21 protein-coding genes and 1 pseudogene are annotated in these 22,946 nt (G+C 74.1%); 9 read left to right on the top strand and 13 right to left on the bottom strand.

Annotated features, from left to right (window positions below):
* Window positions 1–88, top strand: a pseudogene (locus AB0G08_RS20850) (phytochelatin synthase); the annotation flags it as partial.
* A 236-nt stretch (window positions 89–324) separates the two neighbouring features.
* On the opposite strand, the gene AB0G08_RS20855 reads toward AB0G08_RS20850, so the two are convergent.
* The gene (locus AB0G08_RS20855; RefSeq protein ID WP_358090348.1) at window positions 325–681 is read right to left on the bottom strand and encodes a VOC family protein; all 357 of its coding nucleotides are present in this window, start codon (window positions 679–681) and stop codon (window positions 325–327) included.
* 159 nt (window positions 682–840) lie between these two features.
* Here AB0G08_RS20855 and AB0G08_RS20860 point away from each other — a divergent pair, with 159 nt between their 5' ends.
* Window positions 841–3,696 carry an aconitate hydratase gene (locus tag AB0G08_RS20860; RefSeq protein ID WP_358090351.1) on the top strand — a complete coding sequence of 952 codons (2,856 nt, stop codon included), beginning with the start codon at window positions 841–843 and terminating at the stop codon, window positions 3,694–3,696.
* Between the two features lie 55 nt (window positions 3,697–3,751).
* Here AB0G08_RS20860 and AB0G08_RS20865 read toward each other — a convergent pair whose 3' ends face one another.
* The 9 genes from AB0G08_RS20865 to AB0G08_RS20905 all read right to left on the bottom strand — a co-directional run bounded on the left by AB0G08_RS20865 (window position 3,752) and on the right by AB0G08_RS20905 (window position 15,345).
* On the bottom strand, window positions 3,752–5,752 hold the full coding sequence (locus tag AB0G08_RS20865) for a hypothetical protein (protein WP_358090353.1): 2,001 nt from the start codon (window positions 5,750–5,752) through the stop codon (window positions 3,752–3,754).
* Window positions 5,753–6,154: 402 nt separating this feature from the next.
* Complete coding sequence (locus tag AB0G08_RS20870) at window positions 6,155–6,766, bottom strand: ATP/GTP-binding protein (RefSeq protein WP_358090356.1); 612 nt, start codon at window positions 6,764–6,766, stop codon at window positions 6,155–6,157.
* On the bottom strand, window positions 6,747–7,133 hold the full coding sequence (locus AB0G08_RS20875; protein WP_121400719.1) for a DUF742 domain-containing protein: 387 nt from the start codon (window positions 7,131–7,133) through the stop codon (window positions 6,747–6,749). The genes AB0G08_RS20870 and AB0G08_RS20875 overlap by 20 nt, the downstream gene beginning before the upstream one ends.
* A 5-nt stretch (window positions 7,134–7,138) precedes the next feature.
* Entirely contained in the window at window positions 7,139–7,561 is a 423-nt protein-coding gene (locus AB0G08_RS20880) for a roadblock/LC7 domain-containing protein (protein WP_357880558.1), read from the bottom strand.
* 91 nt (window positions 7,562–7,652) lie between these two features.
* On the bottom strand, window positions 7,653–10,136 hold the full coding sequence (locus tag AB0G08_RS20885; protein ID WP_358090358.1) for a nitrate- and nitrite sensing domain-containing protein: 2,484 nt from the start codon (window positions 10,134–10,136) through the stop codon (window positions 7,653–7,655).
* A 208-nt stretch (window positions 10,137–10,344) separates the two neighbouring features.
* Window positions 10,345–11,886, bottom strand: coding sequence for a prenyltransferase/squalene oxidase repeat-containing protein (locus tag AB0G08_RS20890; RefSeq protein ID WP_358090360.1), 1,542 nt, complete (start codon window positions 11,884–11,886; stop codon window positions 10,345–10,347).
* A 95-nt stretch (window positions 11,887–11,981) separates the two neighbouring features.
* Window positions 11,982–12,887, bottom strand: coding sequence for a terpene synthase family protein (locus AB0G08_RS20895; protein ID WP_358090363.1), 906 nt, complete (start codon window positions 12,885–12,887; stop codon window positions 11,982–11,984).
* Window positions 12,884–14,275, bottom strand: coding sequence for a cytochrome P450 (locus AB0G08_RS20900; protein ID WP_358090366.1), 1,392 nt, complete (start codon window positions 14,273–14,275; stop codon window positions 12,884–12,886). The genes AB0G08_RS20895 and AB0G08_RS20900 overlap by 4 nt, the downstream gene beginning before the upstream one ends.
* Window positions 14,276–14,424: 149 nt before the next feature.
* A complete protein-coding gene (locus AB0G08_RS20905; RefSeq protein ID WP_358090368.1) occupies window positions 14,425–15,345 on the bottom strand; it encodes a GNAT family N-acetyltransferase in 921 nt (306 codons plus the stop codon).
* A gap of 91 nt (window positions 15,346–15,436) precedes the next feature.
* Between AB0G08_RS20905 and AB0G08_RS20910 the strand changes: the two genes are divergently transcribed.
* Window positions 15,437–15,685 (top strand): DUF2630 family protein, encoded by a 249-nt coding sequence (locus AB0G08_RS20910; protein ID WP_357880536.1) that lies wholly within the window; start codon window positions 15,437–15,439, stop codon window positions 15,683–15,685.
* Window positions 15,686–15,728: 43 nt separating this feature from the next.
* Here the strand turns inward: AB0G08_RS20910 and AB0G08_RS20915 are convergent, their stop codons facing one another.
* From AB0G08_RS20915 to AB0G08_RS20925, 3 genes are all read right to left on the bottom strand, one after another.
* Window positions 15,729–16,664 (bottom strand): RIO1 family regulatory kinase/ATPase, encoded by a 936-nt coding sequence (locus tag AB0G08_RS20915; protein ID WP_358090370.1) that lies wholly within the window; start codon window positions 16,662–16,664, stop codon window positions 15,729–15,731.
* A gap of 221 nt (window positions 16,665–16,885) precedes the next feature.
* The gene (locus AB0G08_RS20920; protein WP_358090372.1) at window positions 16,886–17,530 is read right to left on the bottom strand and encodes an HAD family hydrolase; all 645 of its coding nucleotides are present in this window, start codon (window positions 17,528–17,530) and stop codon (window positions 16,886–16,888) included.
* A 61-nt stretch (window positions 17,531–17,591) separates the two neighbouring features.
* Window positions 17,592–18,461: a carbon-nitrogen hydrolase family protein gene (locus AB0G08_RS20925; protein ID WP_358090374.1), complete on the bottom strand. Its 870-nt coding sequence runs from the start codon at window positions 18,459–18,461 to the stop codon at window positions 17,592–17,594.
* 106 nt (window positions 18,462–18,567) lie between these two features.
* Here AB0G08_RS20925 and AB0G08_RS20930 point away from each other — a divergent pair, with 106 nt between their 5' ends.
* The 6 genes from AB0G08_RS20930 to mug all read left to right on the top strand — a co-directional run bounded on the left by AB0G08_RS20930 (window position 18,568) and on the right by mug (window position 22,921).
* Window positions 18,568–19,140 carry a TetR/AcrR family transcriptional regulator gene (locus AB0G08_RS20930; RefSeq protein WP_121400709.1) on the top strand — a complete coding sequence of 191 codons (573 nt, stop codon included), beginning with the start codon at window positions 18,568–18,570 and terminating at the stop codon, window positions 19,138–19,140.
* Between the two features lie 160 nt (window positions 19,141–19,300).
* Window positions 19,301–20,209 carry a TIGR04222 domain-containing membrane protein gene (locus tag AB0G08_RS20935; protein WP_358090377.1) on the top strand — a complete coding sequence of 303 codons (909 nt, stop codon included), beginning with the start codon at window positions 19,301–19,303 and terminating at the stop codon, window positions 20,207–20,209.
* On the top strand, window positions 20,206–21,024 hold the full coding sequence (locus AB0G08_RS20940; protein WP_358090380.1) for a DUF692 domain-containing protein: 819 nt from the start codon (window positions 20,206–20,208) through the stop codon (window positions 21,022–21,024). Before AB0G08_RS20935 ends, AB0G08_RS20940 begins: the two co-directional genes overlap by 4 nt.
* Entirely contained in the window at window positions 21,021–21,467 is a 447-nt protein-coding gene (locus tag AB0G08_RS20945; protein ID WP_358090383.1) for a hypothetical protein, read from the top strand. Before AB0G08_RS20940 ends, AB0G08_RS20945 begins: the two co-directional genes overlap by 4 nt.
* Before the next feature lie 60 nt (window positions 21,468–21,527).
* The gene (locus AB0G08_RS20950; RefSeq protein WP_358090385.1) at window positions 21,528–22,295 is read left to right on the top strand and encodes an SDR family oxidoreductase; all 768 of its coding nucleotides are present in this window, start codon (window positions 21,528–21,530) and stop codon (window positions 22,293–22,295) included.
* The gene (gene mug, locus AB0G08_RS20955) at window positions 22,295–22,921 is read left to right on the top strand and encodes a G/U mismatch-specific DNA glycosylase (protein ID WP_358090388.1); all 627 of its coding nucleotides are present in this window, start codon (window positions 22,295–22,297) and stop codon (window positions 22,919–22,921) included. The genes AB0G08_RS20950 and mug overlap by 1 nt, the downstream gene beginning before the upstream one ends.
* Window positions 22,922–22,946 lie beyond the last annotated feature (25 nt).

Genomic DNA, 22,946 nt, shown 5'->3' on the forward strand with positions numbered 1-22,946 from the left:
CGACTCCGCCGACCCCACCCAGGCCTCCTACCGGATGAGCGTCGACAACCTCGCCGACTGGATCGCCACCCGCGGCTACACCGCCTGACCCGACCACGAGAACGCACCACCGAACGACGACAAGGGCCGGCCCACGGGGCCGGCCCTTTCGTCATGCCCACAAGCTGGCCCCGCCCCGCACGGGGGAGGCCGGGGCGGGGCGGCCGAGCCCGGGGCGGGGTGGGCCGCACGGGCCCAGGCGGGGCGGCCGAGCCCGACTCGGGGAGGCCCCTCCGAGTCGGCAGCCCCGAGTCGGCAGCTCCGCGAGCCCGGTGACGGCGGAAGTCAGTCGATCGGGGCGAGGAACTCCAGCCGGTTGCCGTGCGCGTCCTGCGAGTGGAAGCGGCGCATCCCGGGCAGCTCGTCGTTGCCCCAGGTGACCGGGTACCCGGCGGCGGCCAACCGGGCGGCGAGCGCGTCCAGGTCCGGCCGGAGCAGGCCCGGATGGGCCTTGCGGGCGGGGCTGAAGTCGTCCTCCACGCCGAGGTGCAGCTCCGCGCCGTGACCGGTGAACCAGCAGCCGCCCCGGGCCACGAGCGCGGGCGGCTTGGGCTTCTCGGTCATCCCGAGCACGCCGACGTAGAAGGCCCGCGACGCCGCCTCGGAGCCGCGTGGGCAGGCGAGCTGGACGTGATGGATCATGGTGGCACCTCCTCGTCCCGAACGATGGCACGAGGTTGCGAAGTTAGCAAGACGGACGTACGGTTTTGTTGACGACGAGATCGGCGGTAAGTGTCCCCTAACCACGGCGGCACCCCGACCGGTGCGACAGACTGCTCAGGACTACTCACGGTCGCTGGTGTGAAGGAGTACGACGTGGCGAGCCTCGACACCTTCGGTGCGAAGACCCAGCTACGCGTCGGAGACGCGAGCTACGAGATTTTCAAGATCAGTAAGGTGGAGGGCCACGAACGGCTCCCCTACAGCCTGAAGATCCTCCTGGAGAACCTGCTCCGGACCGAGGACGGCGCGAACATCACCGCCGACCACATCCGGCAGCTCGGGGCCTGGGAATCCGACGCCGACCCGAGCGTCGAGATCCAGTTCACCCCGGCGCGGGTGCTCATGCAGGACTTCACCGGCGTGCCCTGCGTGGTCGACCTGGCCACCATGCGCGAGGCCGTCCGGGACCTGGGCGGCGACGCCACCAAGGTGAACCCGCTCGCCCCGGCCGAGCTGGTCATCGACCACTCCGTCATCGCCGACCTGTTCGGCCGCGAGGACGCCTTCGAGCGCAACGTCGAGCTGGAGTACGAGCGCAACAAGGAGCGCTACCAGTTCCTGCGCTGGGGCCAGACCGCGTTCAACGAGTTCAAGGTCGTCCCGCCGGGCACGGGCATCGTGCACCAGGTCAACATCGAGTACCTGGCCCGCACGATCATGGAGCGCAACGGCCAGGCGTACCCGGACACGGTGGTCGGCACCGACTCGCACACCACGATGGTCAACGGCCTGGGCGTGCTCGGCTGGGGCGTCGGCGGCATCGAGGCCGAGGCCGCGATGCTCGGCCAGCCGGTCAGCATGCTGATCCCGCGCGTGGTGGGCTTCAAGCTCTCCGGCGAGATGCCGGCCGGCACCACCGCCACCGACCTGGTGCTCACCATCACCGAGATGCTGCGCAAGCACGGCGTGGTCGGCAAGTTCGTCGAGTTCTACGGCCCGGGCGTGAGCGCCGTGCCGCTGGCCAACCGGGCCACCATCGGCAACATGTCCCCGGAGTACGGCTCCACCGTGGCGATCTTCCCGATCGACGCCGAGACCGTCCGCTACCTGGAGCTGACCGGCCGCGACGCCGCGCAGGTCGCGCTCGTCGAGGCGTACGCCAAGGAGCAGGGCCTCTGGCACGACCCGGACGCCGAGCCGGAGTACTCGGAGCGCCTGGAGCTGGACCTGGGCACGATCGAGCCGTCCCTGGCCGGCCCGAAGCGCCCGCAGGACCGGGTCCCGCTGGGCAACGCCAAGACGCTGTTCCGCTCGGCGCTGACCGACTACGTGGCCGCCGACGAGACCGGCGGCGACCGTGGCCGCAAGTCGGGCGTGCCGCAGCTGGAGAAGCCGTTCGGCGTGCAGGGCCACGCCGACGAGGCGAGCGCCGAGTCCTTCCCGGCCAGCGACTCCCCGGCCAACGGGGTCAGCGACCCGGCCGACGCGCCGCGCGACCTGGAGACGGCGGCGGTCGGCTCCGGCGGGCGGGCCAGCAACCCGATCCAGGTCACCGGCACCGACGGCGTCGAGTACGAGCTGGACCACGGCGCCGTGGTGATCGCGGCGATCACCTCCTGCACCAACACCTCCAACCCGCAGGTGATGATCGGCGCGGCCCTGCTGGCCCGCAACGCGGTCGACAAGGGCCTGACCCGCAAGCCGTGGGTGAAGACCACCCTGGCCCCGGGTTCCAAGGTCGTCATGGACTACTACGAGCGCGCCGGCCTCACGCCCTACCTGGAGAAGCTCGGCTTCCACCTGGTCGGCTACGGCTGCACCACCTGCATCGGCAACTCCGGCCCGCTGCCGGAGGAGGTCTCCGCCGCGGTGAACGAGGCCGACCTGGCGGTCGTCTCCGTGCTCTCCGGCAACCGGAACTTCGAGGGCCGGATCAACCCGGACGTCAAGATGAACTACCTGGCCTCCCCGCCGCTGGTGGTCGCGTACGCGCTGGCCGGCACGATGGACATCGACCTGGCCAACGAGCCGATCGGCGAGGACAGCGAGGGCAACCCGGTGTTCCTGCGGGACATCTGGCCCGACAGCGCCGAGATCCAGGACGTCATCGCCTCGGCGATCGGCGCCACCGGCTTCAGCGCCGCGTACTCCGACGTCTTCGCCGGTGACGAGCGCTGGCAGTCGCTGCCCACCCCGACCGGCGACACCTTCGCCTGGGCGGGCGAGTCCACCTACGTCCGCAAGCCCCCGTACTTCGAGGGCATGGAGCGGGAGCCGAAGGCCGTCGTCGACATCACCGGCGCCCGGGTGCTGGCCAAGCTGGGCGACTCGGTGACCACCGACCACATCTCGCCGGCCGGCTCCATCAAGGCCGACTCCCCCGCCGGGAAGTACCTCGCCGAGCACGGCGTGCCGCGGCACGAGTTCAACTCGTACGGCTCCCGCCGGGGCAACCACGAGGTGATGATCCGGGGCACCTTCGCCAACATCCGGCTGCGCAACCAGCTGGTCCCCGGCGTCGAGGGCGGCTTCACGGTCAACCACCTGACCGGCGAGCAGACCTCGATCTACGACGCCTCGGTCGCCTACCAGGAGGCGGGCATCCCGCTGGTCGTGCTGGCCGGCAAGGAGTACGGTTCCGGCTCGTCGCGCGACTGGGCGGCCAAGGGCACCATGCTGCTCGGCGTCCGGGCGGTCATCGCCGAGTCGTACGAGCGGATCCACCGCTCGAACCTGATCGGCATGGGCGTGCTCCCGCTGCAGTTCCCGGCCGGCGAGACCGCCGAGTCGCTCGGCCTCACCGGCACGGAGACGTTCTCCATCGCCGGGGTCACCGCGCTGAACGACGGCGAGACCCCGCGTACGGTCAAGGTCAGCACCGACACCGGCGTCGAGTTCGACGCGGTGGTCCGGATCGACACCCCGGGCGAGGCGGACTACTACCGGCACGGCGGCATCCTGCAGTACGTCCTGCGTCGCATGATCGCCAGCTGACGGCACGGACGGAGGGCCCCCTGCCACCACGGCAGGGGGCCCTTCGCGCGTCCGGTCAGATGCGGCCGGTGCCGGCGCCCGCGACGACCAGGGCGGGCACGTCCGCCGCCGCGTCGAGGGTGTACGGGTAGTACGTGCGCGGCTCGACCACGGTGCCGTTCGTCTCCGGCACGCCGGAGCCGACGTACACGTTGTGGCGCTGCACCGCCCGGCCGGGCCCGCTGTCGGCGTAGCCGCTCGCCGACCACATCGGGTGCGGCACGTCGCGGAAGTAGTTCCCCTCCACCAGCACGCCCGCGTTCTCCGTCGACGCCACGCCGTAGAGGGCGTTGCCGAGGAAGTAGTTGTTGTAGACGTGCACCGGCTCGCCGAAGCGGACCCGGGGGTGCCGCTGGCGGCTGTGGTCGAAGAAGTTGTGGTGGATGCTGACCTTCAGGCGGCCGACGTCGGTGGAGGCCGCGCCATCGGAGTGACCGATCAGCATGGACTTGTCCGAGTGGTCGAAGTGGTTCCACGACACCGTCACGTAGTCCGCGCCCCGGACGATGTCGACCGACCCGTCCACCGCGCCGGAGAAGCGGTTGTGGTCGATCCAGATGTGGTGCGAGTTCTGGCCGACGTTGATCGCGTCGTCCTCCGCGTTCGTGAAGTTGATGTTGCGGACGATCACGTTGTACGACCGGTAGAAGTCCAGCCCGCCGCCGGTGATCTCGGCGTTGCCGACCCCGACGATGGTCTTGTTGGGACGTACGCCCTGCTTGCTGGTGATCGCGATCCGCCCGGTGACCTGGATGACCAGCGGGCCCACCGTGTCGATGTGTTCCAGGAAGTCGGCCGCGTTGGTGGCGGTCACGGTCGGTCCGCCGGCGCCGCCGGTGGTGCCGTTCTGCCCGAGGGCCGCGACGGCGGCGAAGCCGTCCGGGCCGGCGAGGGCCGGCGCCGGGGCGGTGGCGACGGCCGTGACCTTGCCGGGCCCGGCACCCGCCGGGACGATGGTCGGCACGCTCACGGCCGGGTCGAGGGTGTACGGGTAGTACCCGCGCGGGTCCGGCACCGTGCCCCGGGTCTCGATCGGGTGGTTGCAGGCGACCAGGATGTTGCCCCGCTCGACGATCCGGCCCAGGTCGCCGCTGAAGGCGACCCGGCCCGGGTTGTTGACGCTGTAGAAGTAGTTGTTCTCCATCAGCACCGCGGCGTCGTACGTGGAGGCGACCCCGTAGCTGTTGTCGTTGTAGTGGTTGTTGTAGACGTGCGCCAGCGCGGAGAAGCGCACCCGCGGGTTGCGCTGGTCGGAGCGGTCGAAGAAGTTGTGGTGGTAGGTGACCCGCAGCCGGCCGAGGTCCTGCGGGCCGGCGTCCTCGTCGTGGCCGAGCAGCAGCGTCTTGTCGTGGTCGTGGAAGTGGTTCCAGGAGACCGTGACGAAGTCCGAGCCGCGCTTGATGTCGACCGCGCCGTCGTCGCCGTTGGAGAACTCGTTGTGGTCGATCCAGATGTGGTGCGAGAACATCTGCACGTTGATCAGGTCGTCGGTCGCGCCGGTGAGGTGCAGGTTCCGGATGATGATGTTGTGCACCGCGTTCGCCGGGGGCGAGGTCACGTCGTCGTCGACCGGCACGCCGATGTTGAGCCCGCCGCCGGAGAGCGTCGCGTCGTCGCCGAGCCCGACGATCGTCTTGTCGGAGGCGACGTTCCACATCCCGTCGTTGGCGCCGGTGGGCAGCGTGATGGTGCCGGCGACCTGGATGACGTACGGCCCCGGGCGGGCGATGTGGCCGAGGAACTGCGCGGTGGTGGTGACCGTGACGACCGGCCCGCCGGCGCCGCCGGTGGTCCCGTTCCGGCCGAGGGCGGAAACGCTGGCGAAGCCGTCCGCCGCCGCGAGCGAAGCGGTGCCGACCGCTGCCTGCGGGGCGGGTGGGGCCGGCGCGGCGGGCGGGAGCGCGGCGCCGGCCGGCGACGCCGGTGCCAGTAGCGCGGCGGCCAGTCCGGCGGCGGCGAGCAGCCGTCGGCGCCGCCGGGGCCGTGGCGGCCCGTCGGGGTTGCGGGTCGCGAGCATGGGGTTCCGCCTTTCTCGTACGGCGGATCGCCGGAGCCGGCGCACGACGAGCCGGCGCCGTTCTCCGGTGCCGGGGCGCGGTCGAGCGACCGTTTCGGGGCACGCTCGCGCGACCGGACGCGAGGGGACGGGTCCCGCGTCGGGGGTGCGGGCCGGCTCCGGCGATCAGCCAGCTGATGGACGACGGAAAGCGCTTTCCAGCGCCCATGCTAGGCAGCCCGATTGATCGAAGTCAATCAATCACGCGATCCGGCCCCGCCCCACTCCGGCGGGACGACGGCGGGAGGCGCGGGGGTCCACGCCCCGAGATCTTGGTACGGGAAGGCCCGAGGAGGGGCTGTTCCGTACCAAGATCTCGGCGGCGGACCGCGGACGGCGCGGCGCGGTGATGGTGGTGGTGGGTTACTCGGTCGCGGCGGCGCGGCGGCGGGCCTCGCGGGTCTTCATGGCGTGCTCCATCAGGGTGATGAGCACCTCCTTGCTGGACTCCCGCTGCCGGGCGTCGCAGAGCAGCACCGGCACCCCCGGGTCGAGGTTGAGCGCCGCCTGCACCTCGTCGAGGCGGTACTGCCGGGCCCCCTCGAAGCAGTTGACCGCCACGACGAACGGGGTGCCCCGGCCCTCGAAGTAGTCGATCGAGGGGAAGCAGTCGGCCAGCCGCCGGGTGTCGGCCAGCACCACCGCGCCGAGCGCGCCGAGCGCCAGTTCGTCCCAGACGAACCAGAACCGGTCCTGGCCCGGGGTGCCGAAGAGGTAGAGCACCAGGTCGTCGCTGATGGTGATGCGGCCGAAGTCCATCGCCACCGTGGTGGTCGTCTTGCTCTCCACCCCGGAGAGGTCGTCGATGCCGACGCCGGACTCGGTCAACACCTCCTCCGTACGCAACGGGCGCGTCTCGCTGACCGCACCGACCATGGTGGTCTTGCCGACGCCGAAGCCACCCGCGACGAGGATCTTGATCGCGGTGGGCAGTGGCGTCGCTCCCGCCGGCCGCTCAGAGTGCCCGTAGTCCATTGATTACCGCCTCGAAAACGCTGTTGTCGGGAAGGCCGGCCGTGGTGTGCGGCTCGCGTACCTGCACCAGGCTGCGGGCCGCCAGGTCACCGAGCAGGACCCGGATGGTGCCCACCGGCAGGTCCAGGTGGGCGGCGATCTCGGCGACGGACTGGATCCGCTGGCAGAGCCCGACGATCGCCAGGTGCTCCGGGCCCAGCCCGACCTCCGGGGTCACGTCCGCCCGGGTCGCCGTCACCAGGGAGATCAGGTCGAACGTGCCGGTGACCGGCCGGGCCCGGCCGCGCGTCATCGCGTACGGGCGCACGACCGGCCCGGCATGGTCGTCGACCCACTGGTGCTCCGAGGACTCCCCCTGCACCGTCATCGCGGCTACTTCTCGCCGGTCTGCTGCTCGCCGGTCCGGGACGGCGACGCCACGTACTTGCCGACGCGGGTGACCAGCATCGCCATCTCGTACGCGATCAGTCCGACGTCGGCGTCCTCGCTGGCCAGGACGGCGAGGCAGGCGTTGCGCCCGGCCGCTGTGACGAACAGGAACGACGACTGCATCTCGATGATCGTCTGCTGCACCTGCCCGCCGCCGAAGCGCTTGCCCGCGCCCCGGGCCAGGCTCTGGATGCCGGCCGCCATGGCCGCCAGGTGCTCGGCGTCGTCCCGGCTGAGCCCTCGCGAGGCGGCCATCAACAGGCCGTCCGTCGAGAGCGCGACCGCGTGGTCGGCCTGCTTCACCCGGCCGACCAGATCATCCAGCAACCACGTCAGGTCGGCACTCGAAGCCGTCTTCTGCGCCACTCGTCGTCCTCTTCTCCCCCGGCAGTTGTCGCCGTGCTCGTCTCGGCTGAGCGCCACGACGCGGGGATCCCCCGCGCCGTGGCGGCACCGGTCAGGTCGCTTGCAGGTCCTCGCCGGCGTCGGGTTCCTCGCCGGCCTCGGTTCGGCTGTCGCCCGCTCCGCCGAGCAGCCGGGCGGCGTCCGTACGGCCGCGCCGGGTGCCGGTCTGGTAGGAGCTCATCATCCGGCGTACCTGCTCCGGCGGGCGCACCGTGTCGTCGTCCTCGTCGCCGCCCCCGGCCGCCGGGTCGTCGCGCAGCTCCGGCACGATGCTGGCCTGCCGGACCCGGACCGGCAGCCCCGAGCCGGTGCGCGCCGTCACCTGCCGGGCCGTCGGCGTCGGGCCGGCGGCGGCCGCGGTGTCCGCCTCGGGCGGGGCGGGCGCCTCGGCGGGCGCTTCCGTCGACGCGGGCCGGGCGGCGGCCAACGGCAGGCCGGTCGGGAAGGTCGGGCCGTCCAGGGCGTACTGCTCGGATCCGCCGCGCTGCCGGACGGGCAGCGGCGCGTCGCGGGCCGGGGCGGTCGTCGGCAGGCTCCGGCCGCGCGAGCGGGTCGGCAGGGCGCCCGCGTCGGCGTCGGCAGCCGAGGGCGCGTGGGGCACGAGCGGCGACTCGGCCAGCGCCACCGGCACCGTGGCGAGCGGCGGCTCGGCGGCGGGCGGCGCCTGGCCGGAGACGCCGGCCACCGGGCCGGCGGCGGGCAGGCCGGCCGGGAACCCGCCGGAGGTGCTCGGGTCCTCGTCGTCGGCGGTGACCAGGTCGGCCGGGATCAGCACGACGGCCGTGGTGCCGCCGTACGCGGACTCCTTGAGCTGCACCCGCACGCCGTGCCGCTCGGTCAGCCGGCTGACGACGTAGAGGCCCAGCCGGGAGGCGTTGGCCAGGTTGAGCTCGGACTGGTCGACGATCCGGTGGTTCGCGGCGGCCAGGTCCTCCTCGCTCATGCCCAGGCCACGGTCCTCGACCTCGATGGCGAAGCCGTTGGCCACCATCTGTCCGCGCACCTCGACCGAGGTGTGCGGCGGGGAGAACGACAGGCCGTTCTCGATCAGCTCGGCTAGCAGGTGGATGACGTCGCCGACCGCGCGGCCGGTGAGCGAGACCGCGCCGAGGGGCAGCACGTTGACCCGGGTGTAGTCCTCGACCTCGGCGACGGCGCCGCGGACGACGTCGACCATCGGCACGTTGCGCCGCCAGGCGCGGCCCGGGGTGGAGCCGGAGAGCAGGATGAGGTTCTCGGCGTTGCGCCGCATCCGGGTGGCCAGGTGGTCGACCCGGAACAGGTCCTCCAGCTCCTCGGCGTCGTGCTCGCGGCGCTCCATCGCGTCGAGCAGGGTGAGCTGGCGGTGCACCAGCGCCTGGGTGCGCCGGGCCAGGCTGAGGAAGACGTCGCGCACGTTGCGGCGCAGCTCGGCCTGCTCGACGGCGGTGCGGATGGCGGTCTCCTGCACGGCGTTGAACGCCTTGCCCACCTGGCCGATCTCGTCGTCACCGAACTCCAGCGGAGGCGCCTCCTTGGCGACGTCGACCTCCTCGCCGTGGCCGAGCCGCTCGACCACGCCGGGCAGCCGCTCGTTGGCGAGCCGGAAGGCGGCCTCGCGCAGCCGCTCCAGCTGCCGCAGCAGCGCGCGGGTCGTCGTGACGGAGACGACGATCGAGGCGATGACCGCCAGCAGGCCCAGGCCGGTGGCCAGGACGAGGCGCACCATGACCATCGCGGCCACGGTGGACGCCCGGCCCACGATGTCGTCGCCGCCCGCCACCACCGTGCTGTTGACGCCGGCCAGCGCCTGGTCGACCGTGTCACGCCAGTCGGCCCGGCTCACCGGCAGCTGCGGCGTCGGCTGGCCGCCCCGGATGATGCCGTCCTGCACCGAGCGCAGGCGCTTGAACGGCTCGCTCTCGACGAGCTGCTGGTAGCGCCGCTCGTCGGCGGCGGAGAGCTTCGATCTGGTCTCCTCGCCGAGGAAACGCTCGGCGCCGACGAGCGCGGTGTATCGGGCGTACTCCGGCCCACTCATGCGGCCACTGCCGAACAGGCCGCTGAGCAGCGCGTCCTGTTGTGAGATCAGCTCCTTCATCCGGTTGAGCTGGATGAGGGCCGCCGCGTCCGCCGCCAGCTCCTTGTCGTCCAGACTGCCGGTGACGTCGTAGATCTGGAAAATGGATCCGATGGCACGGGTGTAGGCGTCCGCCGCGGAAATCCGGTCGATACCGCGATCGAGTACCGCGCTGCGTACCGCCCTCAGCGCCTCCAACTGCGCCACCGATTCGTCGAGCTGCCGGCTCAACGCGTCACCGCCGGCGAGGTCGACCTGCCAGTGCCGCACCGACGTGGTGAAGGAGGTCGTCAGCTCCGCCGTCGTGCGCTGTTCGGCCTCGAGCGCCGCCCGCTGCTCCGGCCCCGGGTCACTGAGGTACGCCTGGGTCAGGCGGCGTTCCAGCTGGAGTTCCTGGAGCAGCGGCTCGCTGGGCACGTAGATCTTGGCGTTGAGCATCTGGACGCCGAGCAGATTGAAGCCGTCCCGCAGGGTCACCCAGGCCGCGAACGTCCAGAGCGCTACGAGGGAGAGCAGGAGAGCGACAACCTTCGTGCGGATACTCGTACCGCGAGAACGCATTGAACCGTCCCAGGCCGGCGTTGACTCAGGTCATCAACGGCAGATCGTAAAAGTGCGGATGTCCCGCCGGAGGGCCGTGCGGGACAAAGGCAGTGGGTACGCTAGCAGTGTCCACATGGCACCCTCAAGTTGCTGATTTCTGCCGTCCCGTCACGACATGTGCAGCACTGCGGAAATGTGCGAGTCGGCGGTGAGCGAGGTGGGCGGCCGCGAGCACCGCCGAGCGGACGATCGTGGTGGGGCAATAGAGTTCCTTGCCGTACCACAGTGGCGGGTGCTCGCCTCGGCCGACGTCCGCTCGCAGGTGGGCGCTTCCCCGCAGGGCGGCGACGGCCACCGCCGGTTCGTCCGACGGGACGGCCAGCAGGATCTGCAGAGCGTAGGCGGTCTCCTCCGCGGTGCCCGCCCACCGGCCCCACGACCCGTCGTCGCGTTGGTTGGCCAGCACCCAGCGCACCGCCCGACCGAGCGTGCCCACGCTGTCGTCGTCCGGGCCGGACTCGGCCAACGCGAGCACGCAGCAGGCGGTGGCGTAGTACGGCGAGGCGTGCCACCTGTCGCGCCAGCTGCCGTCGGCCTCCTGCCGCTCCCGGAGCACCCGGGCCAGCCGGCCGATGGCGGTGCGGTGCCGGGAGCCGGCGCCCGGAGCACGCGCGGCGTGCTGCGCGAGGGCGTCGAGCACGTGCGCGTTCGTGGTGACCGAGAAGCCGTCCTCCCCCGGCCAGGTGCAGAACCCCTCCGCCGTCTCGTACCCCCACAGACTCGCCGGGTCGAGCGGGCGGCCCAGGCGCCCGAGCGCGTAGAGAGTCACGGCGGTGGTGTCCGCGTCGGGGAGCAGGCCCGCTCCGGTGGCGGCACCGGCGGGGCCGACCGCGTCGGCCAGGCTCGCGAGGACCGCCTCCGGTGGTCGCACCTCGATGCCGGCCCGGGACAGCCAACTCAGGACCCAGGCACGTTCGAAGACGGTGATCGGCGTAGGGCAGGGCACCGGCCCGCCGCCCTCGCTGACCAGCCGGTCCAGGAAGGCGCGGGCCGCTCGCGCGTCGGCGCCCGGCCCGGCGGCGGCCAGCCACGCGGCGGTGGCTGCCGGGGAGGCCCCGACTGTGGTCGGCTCGGCGGCGCGCGGCCGCGGCCACCGCTGGGCCGGCCCGTCGAGCAGCTCGCCGAAGTGCGCCAGCTTCGGGTGCAGCTCGGTGCCCGCGGCGTGTGCCGCCCGGACCGCGGTCAACCGTCGACGGTCCGTCCCGGCGGGCAGGCTCAGCGGGTGCGTGACCGGCAGCGCGGCGTCCGGCCCGGACGTCCGCGCGTTGATCGATTCCACCAGGGCCGGCACGATGAGGTCGGCGGCGGGCGTGTCCGGCACGGCGGAGCCCGCCGCGAGCAGGGTGGACAGGGCCCGCAGCCCGCGCCCGGCCACGGCGGCCGAAGCCTGGCGGGCGGCCGCCGGCAGGCCCTCGTCGGCCAGCGCCGCCAGCAGGGCGTCCGTGGCGCTCAACGTCGGCACCAGCGCGTAGCCCTCCGGGGGTCCCCACGCGCCGTCGGCGCGCTGGCGCCGAACGAGGAACGCGACCCGTTCGGCGTGCCCGGCGAGCAGGGGCGCGACGGCGACCAGCCGGCCGGTCTCGTAGACGGAGGGGGCGACCTCTCCCCACGGTCTCCGCGCCATCGCGTCGACGAGTTCCCCCGCCAGGCTCCCGCAGTCGTCCGGACCACGGCCGGCGCGCGGCGCGGCTGCCGTGCCCGCCCGGGATCCACCGTGCCTCATGGCGTCCCCCAGAAGTCCGAAACCTGGTAGAAGCCGGCGGTGAAGGAGAGCTGCCGGCGCATGTAGTCGGCCTGCCGGGGCTCGCGCTCGGCCAGCAGTTCGAGCAGCCCGTGGCAGCGCCGCGTGAGCTGGGCCAACCGGTCGCGCACGACAACCGGGTCGGAGACCAGCATGAGCGCGTTGAGGTCGCCCCACTGGACGTCCCGCTCGTGGGTGGCCAGATCGTTGACCAGGCGCAGCACCCGCTGCACCTCGCGGCCCACCGTCAGCAGCTCGTCCAGGTGCCGCAGGCAGTTCGCGTCGCCGGTGGCGGTCCAGTGCGTGACGTTGACGAAGGAACAGGCCAGGTTGTCGGCGTTGTCGAGGTACCGGTCGAGGGTGGGCAGGGATCCGCCCGGGGCGCCCGAGGCGTTCTTCCAGTCCCACTCCCGGGCCACCGCGGCGAACATCCGCTCCAGCTCGTCGCGCCACACCGGCCGCAGCCGGTCGAACGCCGGCACGGTCGCCAGTTCGTCGCGGAGGTCGGCCAGCAGCCGGGCCAGGTGTCGCCCCGCCGGCGGATCGGCGCCGTCGGCGACCGCGAGGCACTCCGCCACCAGCGCACGCACGTCGTCGGAGGACGCCGCGAGGTAGTCGACCTGCCAGTCGGCGGCGAAGACCCAGAGCAGCGTACGGGTGGTGATCCGCAGCTCGTCGGCGCTGTGCCAGGGAGCGGTGAAGGCGATGGCGGTGGCGACGGAACTGAGCATCGCGGAGTCGAACGTGTCGGCGGAGAAGAGTCCGGGGTGCGCGGCGGTGACCTTCTGCAGGTCGCGTACGCCCCGCGTGGCCAGGGCGCAGATCCTGCCCTGTTCGGCCACGTCGGCCTGGCCGGCCCTCGACCGCGCGTCCGTCGCGCTCACGGGGCGACCGGCCGCTGCACCGGCGACAGGGTCACCCGCAGCCGTTGCCGGGGCGAGAGCGAGGCGCCCATCCGTGGGGTCAGGTCGGCCGGCGCGGTCGGCCGGAACCGGAAGCGACTCAGCACCGTGCTCACGATGAGCTGCGCCTCCAGGAGGAACAGGTACTGCCCGAGGCACTGGTGCGGGCCCCCGCCGAAGGGGTAGTAGGAGTAGCGGTAGCGGCGACGGGGCCGCTCCGGCGAGAAGCGTTCGGGGTCGAAGCGCTCCGGGTCGTCCCAGAACATCGGCATCCGTTGGGTCACGTACGGGCTGACCAGCACCGTCGCGCCCGCCTTGATCCGCACCCCGCCGAGCACGTCGTCGGCGACCGCCGTGCGGGGCACCATCCAACCGGCGGGATACAGCCGCAGCATCTCGTCCAGCACCATGCGCCCGTACCGCAGTTCGGCGAGGTGCTCCCGCCGGACCCGGCCGCCGCCCACCACCCGGTCCACTTCGGCGTAGAGCCGCGTGGCGACCTCGGGTTGGGTCTCCAGCACCGGCCAGAGCCAGGACAGCAGCGCGATGGTGGTCTCGGTGGCGGTGGAGAACATGGCCACGACATCGCCGCGGATCTGGTACTCGTCCGGCATGCTGCCGTCCGGACGCGGCCGGCAGAGGGTGGAGATGATGTCGTCGTCGTCGCTCGGCCGGGCCCGCGCCTCGCGGATGATCGGCAGCACCACCTCGTCGATGGTCCGCACGGCCGCCCGGAACGCGCGGTCGCCGGGCATGGGCACCGAATAGGGCACGAAGGGCACCAGCAGGCGGGCGATCATCGAGGTGGTGACGGTGTCGAGCGCGGCGCTGATCCGCTCGGCCTCCGGCACGGAGATCCGGTCCGCGAAGAGCACCCGCATGGTGGTACGCAGGACGATCCGGGTCAGCTCGGCGGCGGTGTCGATCGGCCGCCCCTGCCGGGCCGGCTCGTCCCACTCGTCGACCGCCTCGCTGATCACCTCGGCCATCCGGTCCACCATGGTCTCGACCCGCTTCGCCGTGAACAGGGGCAGCAGGGCGCCACGGCTGGACTCCCACACCTCCCCCTCGGCGACCAGGATGGCCTCCCCGACGACCCGGCGGACCGGACGCCACAGCAGCCCCCGACCGTCCCGGATGTAGTTGTCCGCGCGGTCGCGCAGCACGTACTGCAGGTGTTCGGGGTGGCTGACCAGGTACGGGCGGAACGACCCGAGGTTGAGCCGGACGACCTCCCCACCGGATCCCTCCGCGAAGCCGACCAGCGCGCCGAGCGGGTCCCGGAGCAGGGCGGGCAGCGCCCGTCGCAACCCGACCGTGCGCGGGTTCGCGGGGAGGGGGTCGCCGTGGCCGTCGGGCAAGCTGGACATGCGTACCAGGTCTCCTCGTCGTCTCGGCAGTCGTCCACGAGCGGGTCCCACGTGGAACTTCCACCGCCTGAGTGCGGAAGCATCTCACCAATGAGGACAGCAGTTCCAGTGTTTGTGCTGCGAAATGTCCCACTGTAAACAGTGGACGGTCAGCGACGAGGCAACTCCCGCAGGTAGCGCCACTCGGCGGCCACCGGCCGGTATCCGAACCACGCGTTGACCCTCCGCATCGCGTCGTTGCCGGCGTCGTTGATCGTGGACGCCCACCGGAAGCCCGCCGACCCGGCGGCCCGCAGCGACGCGTGCTTGACGAGCCGGGCGAGGCCCCGGCCCCGCCACCCGCTCCGGGTGCCCGTCATTCCCGACAGGTAGCGGTCCCGGCCGTCGGTCAGCGCGAGGCTGAACGCCACCACCACACCGTCGGCCGTCGCCACGGTGCTGAGCGCCCGGTCCAGGTCCGGCCGGTGCCAGTACGCGGCCCGCCAGTCGGAGAAGCTGATCTCGTCCATCCCGACGTCGCCCGGCTCGTCCGCGGCGGCGGCCAGGTCCGCCTCGTACAGCGGACGCGGGTCGGTCAGCTCCGCCGCCGTGCCCAGCCGCACCCCGGCCGGCGGGGCGGGCGCGGCCGGCAGGACCGCCGTCGCAAGGTCCAGGCCCAGGATCACGCTGCGTCGACCGGGCCGGTATCCGCGCCGCTCGGCGAAGGCGAGGGCCGCCGGCTCGTCGTCGACCCGCGCGTACGCCCGGCGCACCCCGAGCCCGGCGAGCCGCTCCTCGGCGGCGGCGAGCAGCGCCGACCCGACGCCCCGTCCCCGCCCGTCGGGGCGCACGACCAGGTTGATGAAGCCGAGCCCCGGCTCCGCGCTCTCGTGCAGCAGCCCCGTCCGGGCGACGCCGGCGATCCCGTCGCCCGCCTCGGCGACGAGCATCCCGAAACGCTCGGCCGGCTTGCCGGTCGCCTGCCAGGCGAGCAGTTTCGGCGTGACCACCAGGTGGGGCCTGGCGGCGCGGAGCAGGTCGACGACCGGCGCCGCGTCGGAGGGGCCGGCGGCCCGGAGGGTGAGGACCATGGCTGGGCAACCTACGGCAGCGGCGGGCGCGGCGGGGGCACGCGCCGGTGGAACCCGGGCGCGCCCGCGCGGCCTGTGCCAGGCTCAGGGCATGGACGACAAGACCATCCTGAACCGGATCTCCGAGCTGGTCGACGAGGAGCACCGGCTGCGCGCCGACGCGCAGGCCGGCGAGTCGGGCACGGACGACGACGCCCGCACCCGGCTGCGCGAGTTGGAGGAGTCCCTCGACCAGTGCTGGGACCTGCTGCGTCGGCGGCGGGCCGCCCGGCAGACCCACGGCGACCCGGACGCGCAGGGGATGCGCCCCAAGCCGGCGGTCGAGCGCTACCTCCAGTGACCGGGTCCCGGGCGACCCGTTCCGGCCGCCCGGGACGTCGCGGTCAGCGGAGCCCCGCCTCCCGCAGCAGCAGCGCGGTCAGCGCGCCCGGGTCGGCGTCCGTCGCGGGCAGCCCCCGGCCCGCGAACCAGGTGGCGACCACCCGCACGTCGCGGGCCAGGAATTCCGGCCCCTGCGGGTTGGCCACCACGTCGACCACCTGCGGCAGGTCGATCAGCACCAGTCGCCCCGCGTGCACCAGCAGGTTGTACGGCGACAGGTCGCCGTGGGCGAGGCCGGCGCGGGCGAGCACCACGAGGGCGTCGACGAGCTGGCCCCACAGCTCACGCAGCTCCCCCGCCGTGGGCCTCAGCTGGGCCAGCCGGGGCGCGGCCAGCCCCTCGTCCTGGTCGCCGAGGAACTCCAGCATCAGCTCGGTGCCGCGCACCTGCACCGGGTAGGGGACGGTGATCGTGCCGTACCGGGCGCCGACCTCCCAGAGCCGGGCCAGCGCGGCGAACTCGGCCGCCGCCCACTGCCCGGCGATCATCTGCCGGCCGAAGGCGGTGCGGCCGGCCATCGCCCGGTTCTCCCGGGACCGGCGGACCCGGCGTCCCTCCAGGTAGCCGGCGTCGCGGTGGAAGAGGCGGTGCTGGGGGTCCCGGTACCGCTTCGCCGCCAGCAGGCAGGACCGGTCGGTGCCGGGCACCGTTCGGCGGACCAGGTGGACGTCCGCCTCCTTGCCGGTCTTGAGCACCCCCAGCTCGGTGTCCTTGGCGGCCAGCTCGGTGACCAGCCACTCCGGGTGGGGTTGCGGGCCGTGCACGGCGTCGTCCCAGGAGGACCAGCGCTCCCCCGTGTCGGGGTCCGGCTCGGCGTCGGGGTCGGCGAGGGCGGGCTCGGCGGCCCGGCCCCGCTTCAGGAAGAGCTGTTCGTCGTCGTCGAAGCGGCGCTTGCCGCGGGTACGGCGCTCGCGCGCCGGAAGGTCGTGATCGCGCACTGCGGTGGTGATCCCTTGCTCGAGGCTGATGGGGGCAGGTGGAAGCGACCTGCGAAGACGGCCATGACCGACCCCCTCTCCTCGACCGGGCGCGGGCCCGGTTGCACGATGCGCGGACCATGCTCACTTCTCGGCGCGGCCCGGGTCAACCGAATTACGCCCGACCGGCGGCCCGGCGCCCCGCCCGTTACGCCCGACCGGCTCCCCGCCCGTTACGCCCGTCAGGCGGCGAGCACCGCCGCGACGGCGGCGATCACGCCGTCCGCCGTGCGGGTGGGGGCGAACCGGCTGTCGACCCAGCTCCGCCCCCGGTGCAGCCAGACGCTGGGCAGGCCCACGGCGGCGGCGCCCGCGATGTCCGCCTCCGGGCCGTCGCCGACCACCCAGGCGTCGCGCAGGGGCAGCCGTACCCGCCGGGCGGCCAGCGCGAAGATCCTCGGATTGGGCTTGCTGACGCCGACCTCCTCGGAGATGACCCAGTCGGCGACGAAGCGGTCCAGCCCGGTACGCCGGATCATGGCCTCCTGCTGCCGCGCCCCGCCGTTGCTGACCACCACGGGCGTCCAGCCGGCCTCGTCGGCGATCCGCAGCGCGCAGGCGACCAGCGGATCGAGCCGGACGTTGGCCACCACGCCGTCGTGCAGCTCCTCGACCAGGTCGATGGACGGGATCCGCAGCCCGTAGCGGTCACGCACGGCGTCGGCCACGTCCCACCGGTCGGTCAGCCCGTCGGCGTCGATGGACAGCAGCCAGTCGATGTCGTCCGGCGGCGCGCCGACACCGGCCAGGAAGCGCTCCCCCCAGGCGCGGAACGGACCGGCCCGGTCGAGCAGCGTGTTGTCCAGGTCCAGCAGGAGCAGCGGCACCCGGGCACCCTACGGGACCGCCACCGCCCGCCGACAGTGCCGAGCCCTCTCCCGACGCCCGTCAGGCCGGCAGCGCCGAGCGGGCGCTGCCCTGGTCCGGCAGGCGGTCGAGCAGCATGCAGTGGGCCGCCCGGGTCGCCGCGAGGGCCTCCGGGGCGAGCGTGACGACCAGCACGGCCTCGCCGGTGTCCGCGCCCCGGGCCAGCGGCCGGCCCTCCGGGTCGTAGACCGCCGCGCCACCGTTGAACCGCCACGGGTGGGCGCCGCCGACGAGGTTGGCGAACACCACGTACATCGTGTTGTCCAGCGCGCGGGCGGCGTAGTAGAGGTCGCGGCGGTGCTCGGAGCCGGCCAGGTAGCCGCTCGGGCAGAGGTAGCCGTGCGCCCCGTCGACCGCCGCGGCCCGGCCGTGCTCCGGGAAGCAGCCGTCGTAGCAGATGCCGAGCCCGAGCCGCCAGTCGTCGACGAGCAGGGTGGCGCCCCGGTCGCCGGCCACGAAGAGTTCCCGCTCGCCGCTCCACAGCTGCTGCTTGTCGTATCCGACGCGGACGGCGCCGGCGCGGTCGACCAGCAGAGCGGAGATCGTCCGCCGGCCGTCCGGGTGCCGGACGGCCGCGCCGACCACCACGGCGCCGTCGCCGTCGCGGGCCGCCTCGCGCAGCGGGTCCAGCCGCGGGTCGTCGACCCCGCCCGCCGCGTCGGCCGCGACGTCGGTGCCGGCCGGGTCGGCCGCGAGCGTCGGCAGGTGGTATGCGGGCAGGAAGAGCTCGGGCAGCACGCTCACCCGGGCGCCCCGCTCCGTCGCACGGCGGACCAGGCGGGCGGCGCTCGCCGCGTTGCCGGCCACGTCGCCGGGGACGGGCTCGGCCTGCACGGCCGCGACGGTCAGCGGCGCGGCGGGGACCGCGACGGCGGTGGGGAGTGGCGTCACGGGCCGATCCTAACCGCGATCGCCCCGCCTGGATGATCATGCGAGCGGCCAAACCAAGCCGTACGTACGGTTTGCACGACGGGGGGTGAGCTGTCACGATCGACCCGTGCCCAGAGTAAGTCAGGACCAGCTCGACGCGCGCCGGCAGGAGATCCTCGCCGCCGCGCGGGCGTGTTTCGCCCGGCACGGCTACGAGGGTGCCACCGTCCGCCGGCTGGAGGAGGCCACCCGGCTGTCCCGGGGCGCGATCTTCCACCACTTCCGCGACAAGGACTCGCTCTTCCTGGCGGTGGCCGAGGACGACGCCGCGGCCATGGTGGAGACGGTGGCCCGCAACGGCCTGGTCCAGGTCATGCGGGACCTGCTGGCCGGCGCGGTCTCCCCCGACACCACCGGCTGGCTCGGCAGCCAACTGGAGGTGTCCCGGCGGCTGCGGACCGACCCGGCGTTCGCCAAGCGGTGGGCGGAGCGGTCGGCCGCGATCGCCGAGGCGACCCGCGACCGGCTGGCCCGGCAGCGGGAGGCGGGCGTGCTCCGCGAGGACGTGCCGATCGACGTGCTGGCCCAGTTCCTCGAACTCGCCTACGACGGCCTGGTGCTGCACCTGGCGATGGGCCGCCCCGCCGGCGACCTCGGCCCGGTGCTCGATTTGGTCGAGGAGGCCGTCCGCCGCCGCTGACCCGCCCGGCCTCCGACGCGCCCCGGGCAGCCGACCCCGGGCGCCGGCCGCCGTCTCGCCGTGCGTATCGGTCCGGTAACTGGGTCCACGCGGTGGATACGCCCTGGCGGGCCTGCTCCACAATTGGATCGCGATCCCCCTCGCCCGACAGGAGCAGCCCATGACCGTCCTCGCCGCGCCTGGTGACACCTGGGGCATCCCCGGTCCCGTCTTCCTCGGGGCCTACCTCCTCGCGGCCGTCGTGATCATCGTCGGCACGGTCGTCCACCGGCTCTCGGTCCTCGCCGGGCCGCCTGTGGGTGACGTGGGCCAGCTCGGCCCGCAGCAGGTCGCCTACCTCAACGGCGGGCAGCAGCTGGCGATCTGGGCCTCGCTCGGCGGGCTGCGCGGCAGCGGGGCGATCGGCGTGCGGCCGGACCGGCGGCTCACCACGGGCGGTCCGCTGCCGGCCGGGGTCACGCCCCTGGACCAGGCGGTCCATTTCGCGGCCGGACGGAACGCCACCACCAAGGAACTGGCCCGTGACGAGTGGGTCCGCCGGGCGCTCGACCAGCTCCGGACCAGTCTGGAGCAGCGCGGGCTCGCGCTCGCACCGGCCGACCGGGCCGCGCTGCGCCGGGGCGCGTTCCTGCTCTTCGCCCTGCTGCTGGTCGGCGTGGTACGCATCTTCGCGGGGCTGGGCAACGACCGTCCGGTGGGCTGGCTCGTGCTGAGCCAGGTTCCGCTGATCGTCGCGGCCGTCCTCCTGCACCGGGTGCCGTGGCGCACCCGCGCCGCCACCCGGGCCCTGCGCGACCTGCGGCGTCAGCACACCTACCTCGCGCCCGCCTCGGCCCCCGCCTACGCCACCTACGGCGCGGCGGGCGCCGCGATGGGCGTCGCGTTGTTCGGCACCGCGTCGCTCTACGCCATGGACCCCGGCTTCGCCGCCCAGGCCGAGATCCAGCGCCAGGCGATCAGCGGCTCCGGCGTCTCCTCCTCGGGCGGCGGGTGCGGCGGGGGCAGCTCGTGCAGCGGGGGCAGCTCGTGCGGCGGCGGGGGTTGCGGCGGAGGCGGGTGCGGCGGATGACCGGCCCCGCCGGCGTGGGCATCGGCTGGCGGCCGGAGATCGCCGGGTTCGTCGCCGACCTGCCCGGGCTGCGCTTCGTGGAGGTGGTCGCGGAGAGCGTCGCCGCGGCCGGGCCACCCCCCGCCGGGCTGGCCGCGCTGCGCGAGCGCGGCGTGACGGTCGTACCGCACGGCGTGCGGCTCTCCCTCGGCGGCGCGGAACCGGTCGACCCGGCACGCGTCGCCCACCTGGGCGCGGTGGCGCAGCTGGTCGGGGCGCCGCTGGTCAGCGAGCACATCGCCTTCGTCCGGGCCGGCGGCGTCGAGGCCGGCCACCTGCTGCCGCTGCCGCGCAGCCGGGCGGCGGTCGACGCGGTCTGCGCCAACGTCGCCCGCGCGCAGGCCGAGCTGCCGGTGCCGATCGCGCTGGAGCCCATCGCGGCCCTGTTCGACTGGCCCGACGACGAGCTGGACGAGGCCGACTTCCTCACCGAGATCCTGGACCGCACCGGCGCGTTCCTGCTGCTGGACGTCGCCAACGTGTACGCCAACGCCCGCAACCGGGGCGCCGACCCGGTCGCGCTGCTCGACCGGCTGCCGCTGGAGCGGGTCTCCTACGTGCACGTGGCGGGCGGCGCCGACCACGGCGGCTACTACCACGACACGCACACCGATCCGGTGCCCCCGGCGGTGCTCGACCTGCTGCGCGAGCTGTGTGCCCGCCGCCGGCCGCCGGCGATCCTGCTGGAACGCGACGGGCACTACCCGCCCGCCCCGGTGCTCCGGGCCGAGTTGGACGCCCTCGCCGCCGCGTCCGGCTTCCCGGTGGTGACGTGAGCGGCGACCTGGCCGAGCGGCAGGCGGCGCTGGTGGCGGCGCTGGTGGCCGGCGGCCCGGTGCCGGCGGGCTTCGACCCGGCGGCGCTCGCCGCGGCCGGGGCCGCGCTGCTGCGCAAGCGCGCCGGGGAGGTGGCCCGGCACTGGCCGCTGCTGGCCGCCGGTCTCGGCTCGCGGTGGCCGGCGGCCTTCGCCCGGTGGGCCGCGGGGCGGCCGACCGCGGGCTCGCTGCGCGACGGCTGGGACCTGGCCCGCGACCTGCGCGACCGGGGCGAGCTGCCGCCGCTGGGCGCGGAGGAGCTGGCCGCGCGCGAGGCCGCCGACCGCTACGACGGGCACGGGCCGCCGCGCCCGCGCCGGCTACCGGCGTGGGGGCGCGCCGGCGGGGCCGTCGCCGTCCAGGTCGCCGGCCGGGTACGCCTGCTGCGTCCCGCCCACCACTGACCGCCCACCGCCCACGAGGGCCCGCTGGCGGATCCGGCCGGGTGCGGCAGGATCGACGGCATGGATCTCGGACTGACCGATCGGGTGTACGTACTCACCGGCGCCTCCCGGGGGCTGGGCTACGCCACCGCGGAGTGCCTCGTCGCCGACGGTGCCCGCGTCGTGCTCTCCGCCCGCGACGCCGACGCGGTGGCCGCCGCCGCGCAGCGCCTCGGCGGGCCGGAGCGGGCGGTCGGGCTGACCGCCGACCTGGCCGACGCCCACACGCCGGAGCGCCTCGTGGCGGCGGCGCGGGAGCACTTCGGACGGCTGGACGGGGCGCTGGTCTCGGTCGGCGGGCCACCGCCGGGCAGCGCCGCCTCGGTCACCGACGAGCAGTGGCGCCGGTCCTTCGAGACGGTCTTCCTCGGCACCGTCCGCATGGTCCGTACCGTCGCGCAGGAGCTGGCCGGGGGCGCGGGCGGCGCGGTCGGGCTGGTCCTGTCCACCTCGGCGCGCGGGCCGGTGCCCGGCCTGGGCGTCTCCAACGGCCTGCGGCCCGGCCTGGCGGGCATGGCCAAGGACGTCGCCGACGAGTACGGGCCCCGGGGCGTGCGGGTGGTCGGCCTGCTGCCCGGGCGGATCATGACCGACCGCAACGTGGAGCTCTTCGCCGCCACCGGCGACCCCGAGCGGGCGCGTGCGGAGGCCGAGGCCGCCATTCCGCTGCGCCGCATCGGCGCGCCGGCCGAGTTCGGCCGGGTGGCCGCGTTCGTGCTCTCCCCCGCCGCGAGCTACCTGACCGGCGTCACCGTGCCCGTCGACGGCGGCGTGCTGCGGGGCCTGTGATGGTCACGCCCGCCGACCGGCCGGGCAGCGGCTCCCCCGCCCGACGGCGGGCGCGGGCGGCGGATGCGGCCGGACGGTACCCGCGGCCCACGCGGGAGGAACTCGCGGCGGCGGCGGAGCGGACCATCCCCGACGTCATCGCCCCCGGCCTGGACGTGCTCTTCGTGGGGATCAACCCGGGCCTCTGGTCGGCCGCGACCGGGTGGCACTTCGCCCGGCCGGGCAACCGGTTCTGGCCGGCGCTGCACCGGGGCGGGTTCACGCCCCGGCTGCTGCATCCCAGCGAGCAGGACGAGCTGCCGGGGTACGGCCTGGGCATCAGCAACATGGTCGCGCGGGCCAGTGCCCGCGCCGACGAGCTGACCCCGGCCGAGCTGGTCGAGGGGGCCGAGATCCTCACCGGCAAGGTCGAGCGCCATCGCCCCCGGTGGGTGGCCGTGGTCGGAGTGACCGCGTACCGGATCGGGTTCGCCCGGCCGAAGGCCGCCTTCGGACCGCAGCCGGAGCGGCTGGCCGGCGCCCGGGTCTGGGTGCTGCCCAACCCCAGCGGCCTGAACGCACACTTCACCCCCGAGACGCTGGGCGCCGCGTTCGGGGAGTTGCGGGCGGCGGTCACCGCCGGCTGAGGCGTCGGCGGGCCGTGGCCGGTTG

The organism is Micromonospora sp. NPDC023644 (genome assembly GCF_040640115.1).
Lineage (GTDB): Bacteria > Actinomycetota > Actinomycetes > Mycobacteriales > Micromonosporaceae > Micromonospora.

What these genes read in the sequence shown, in the direction of transcription:
- AB0G08_RS20905 (WP_358090368.1), bottom strand. Translation starts at nt 15,345, where the DNA reads ATGGTCCTCACCCTCCGGGCCGCCGGCCCCTCCGACGCGGCGCCGGTC.
- AB0G08_RS20870 (WP_358090356.1), bottom strand. Translation starts at nt 6,766, where the DNA reads ATGGACTACGGGCACTCTGAGCGGCCGGCGGGAGCGACGCCACTGCCC.
- AB0G08_RS20950 (WP_358090385.1), top strand. Translation starts at nt 21,528, where the DNA reads ATGGATCTCGGACTGACCGATCGGGTGTACGTACTCACCGGCGCCTCC.
- AB0G08_RS20935 (WP_358090377.1), top strand. Translation starts at nt 19,301, where the DNA reads ATGACCGTCCTCGCCGCGCCTGGTGACACCTGGGGCATCCCCGGTCCC.
- AB0G08_RS20865 (WP_358090353.1), bottom strand. Translation starts at nt 5,752, where the DNA reads ATGCTCGCGACCCGCAACCCCGACGGGCCGCCACGGCCCCGGCGGCGC.
- AB0G08_RS20910 (WP_357880536.1), top strand. Translation starts at nt 15,437, where the DNA reads ATGGACGACAAGACCATCCTGAACCGGATCTCCGAGCTGGTCGACGAG.
- mug (WP_358090388.1), top strand. Translation starts at nt 22,295, where the DNA reads ATGGTCACGCCCGCCGACCGGCCGGGCAGCGGCTCCCCCGCCCGACGG.
- AB0G08_RS20900 (WP_358090366.1), bottom strand. Translation starts at nt 14,275, where the DNA reads ATGTCCAGCTTGCCCGACGGCCACGGCGACCCCCTCCCCGCGAACCCG.
- AB0G08_RS20855 (WP_358090348.1), bottom strand. Translation starts at nt 681, where the DNA reads ATGATCCATCACGTCCAGCTCGCCTGCCCACGCGGCTCCGAGGCGGCG.
- AB0G08_RS20875 (WP_121400719.1), bottom strand. Translation starts at nt 7,133, where the DNA reads ATGACGGTGCAGGGGGAGTCCTCGGAGCACCAGTGGGTCGACGACCAT.
- AB0G08_RS20890 (WP_358090360.1), bottom strand. Translation starts at nt 11,886, where the DNA reads ATGGCGCGGAGACCGTGGGGAGAGGTCGCCCCCTCCGTCTACGAGACC.
- AB0G08_RS20940 (WP_358090380.1), top strand. Translation starts at nt 20,206, where the DNA reads ATGACCGGCCCCGCCGGCGTGGGCATCGGCTGGCGGCCGGAGATCGCC.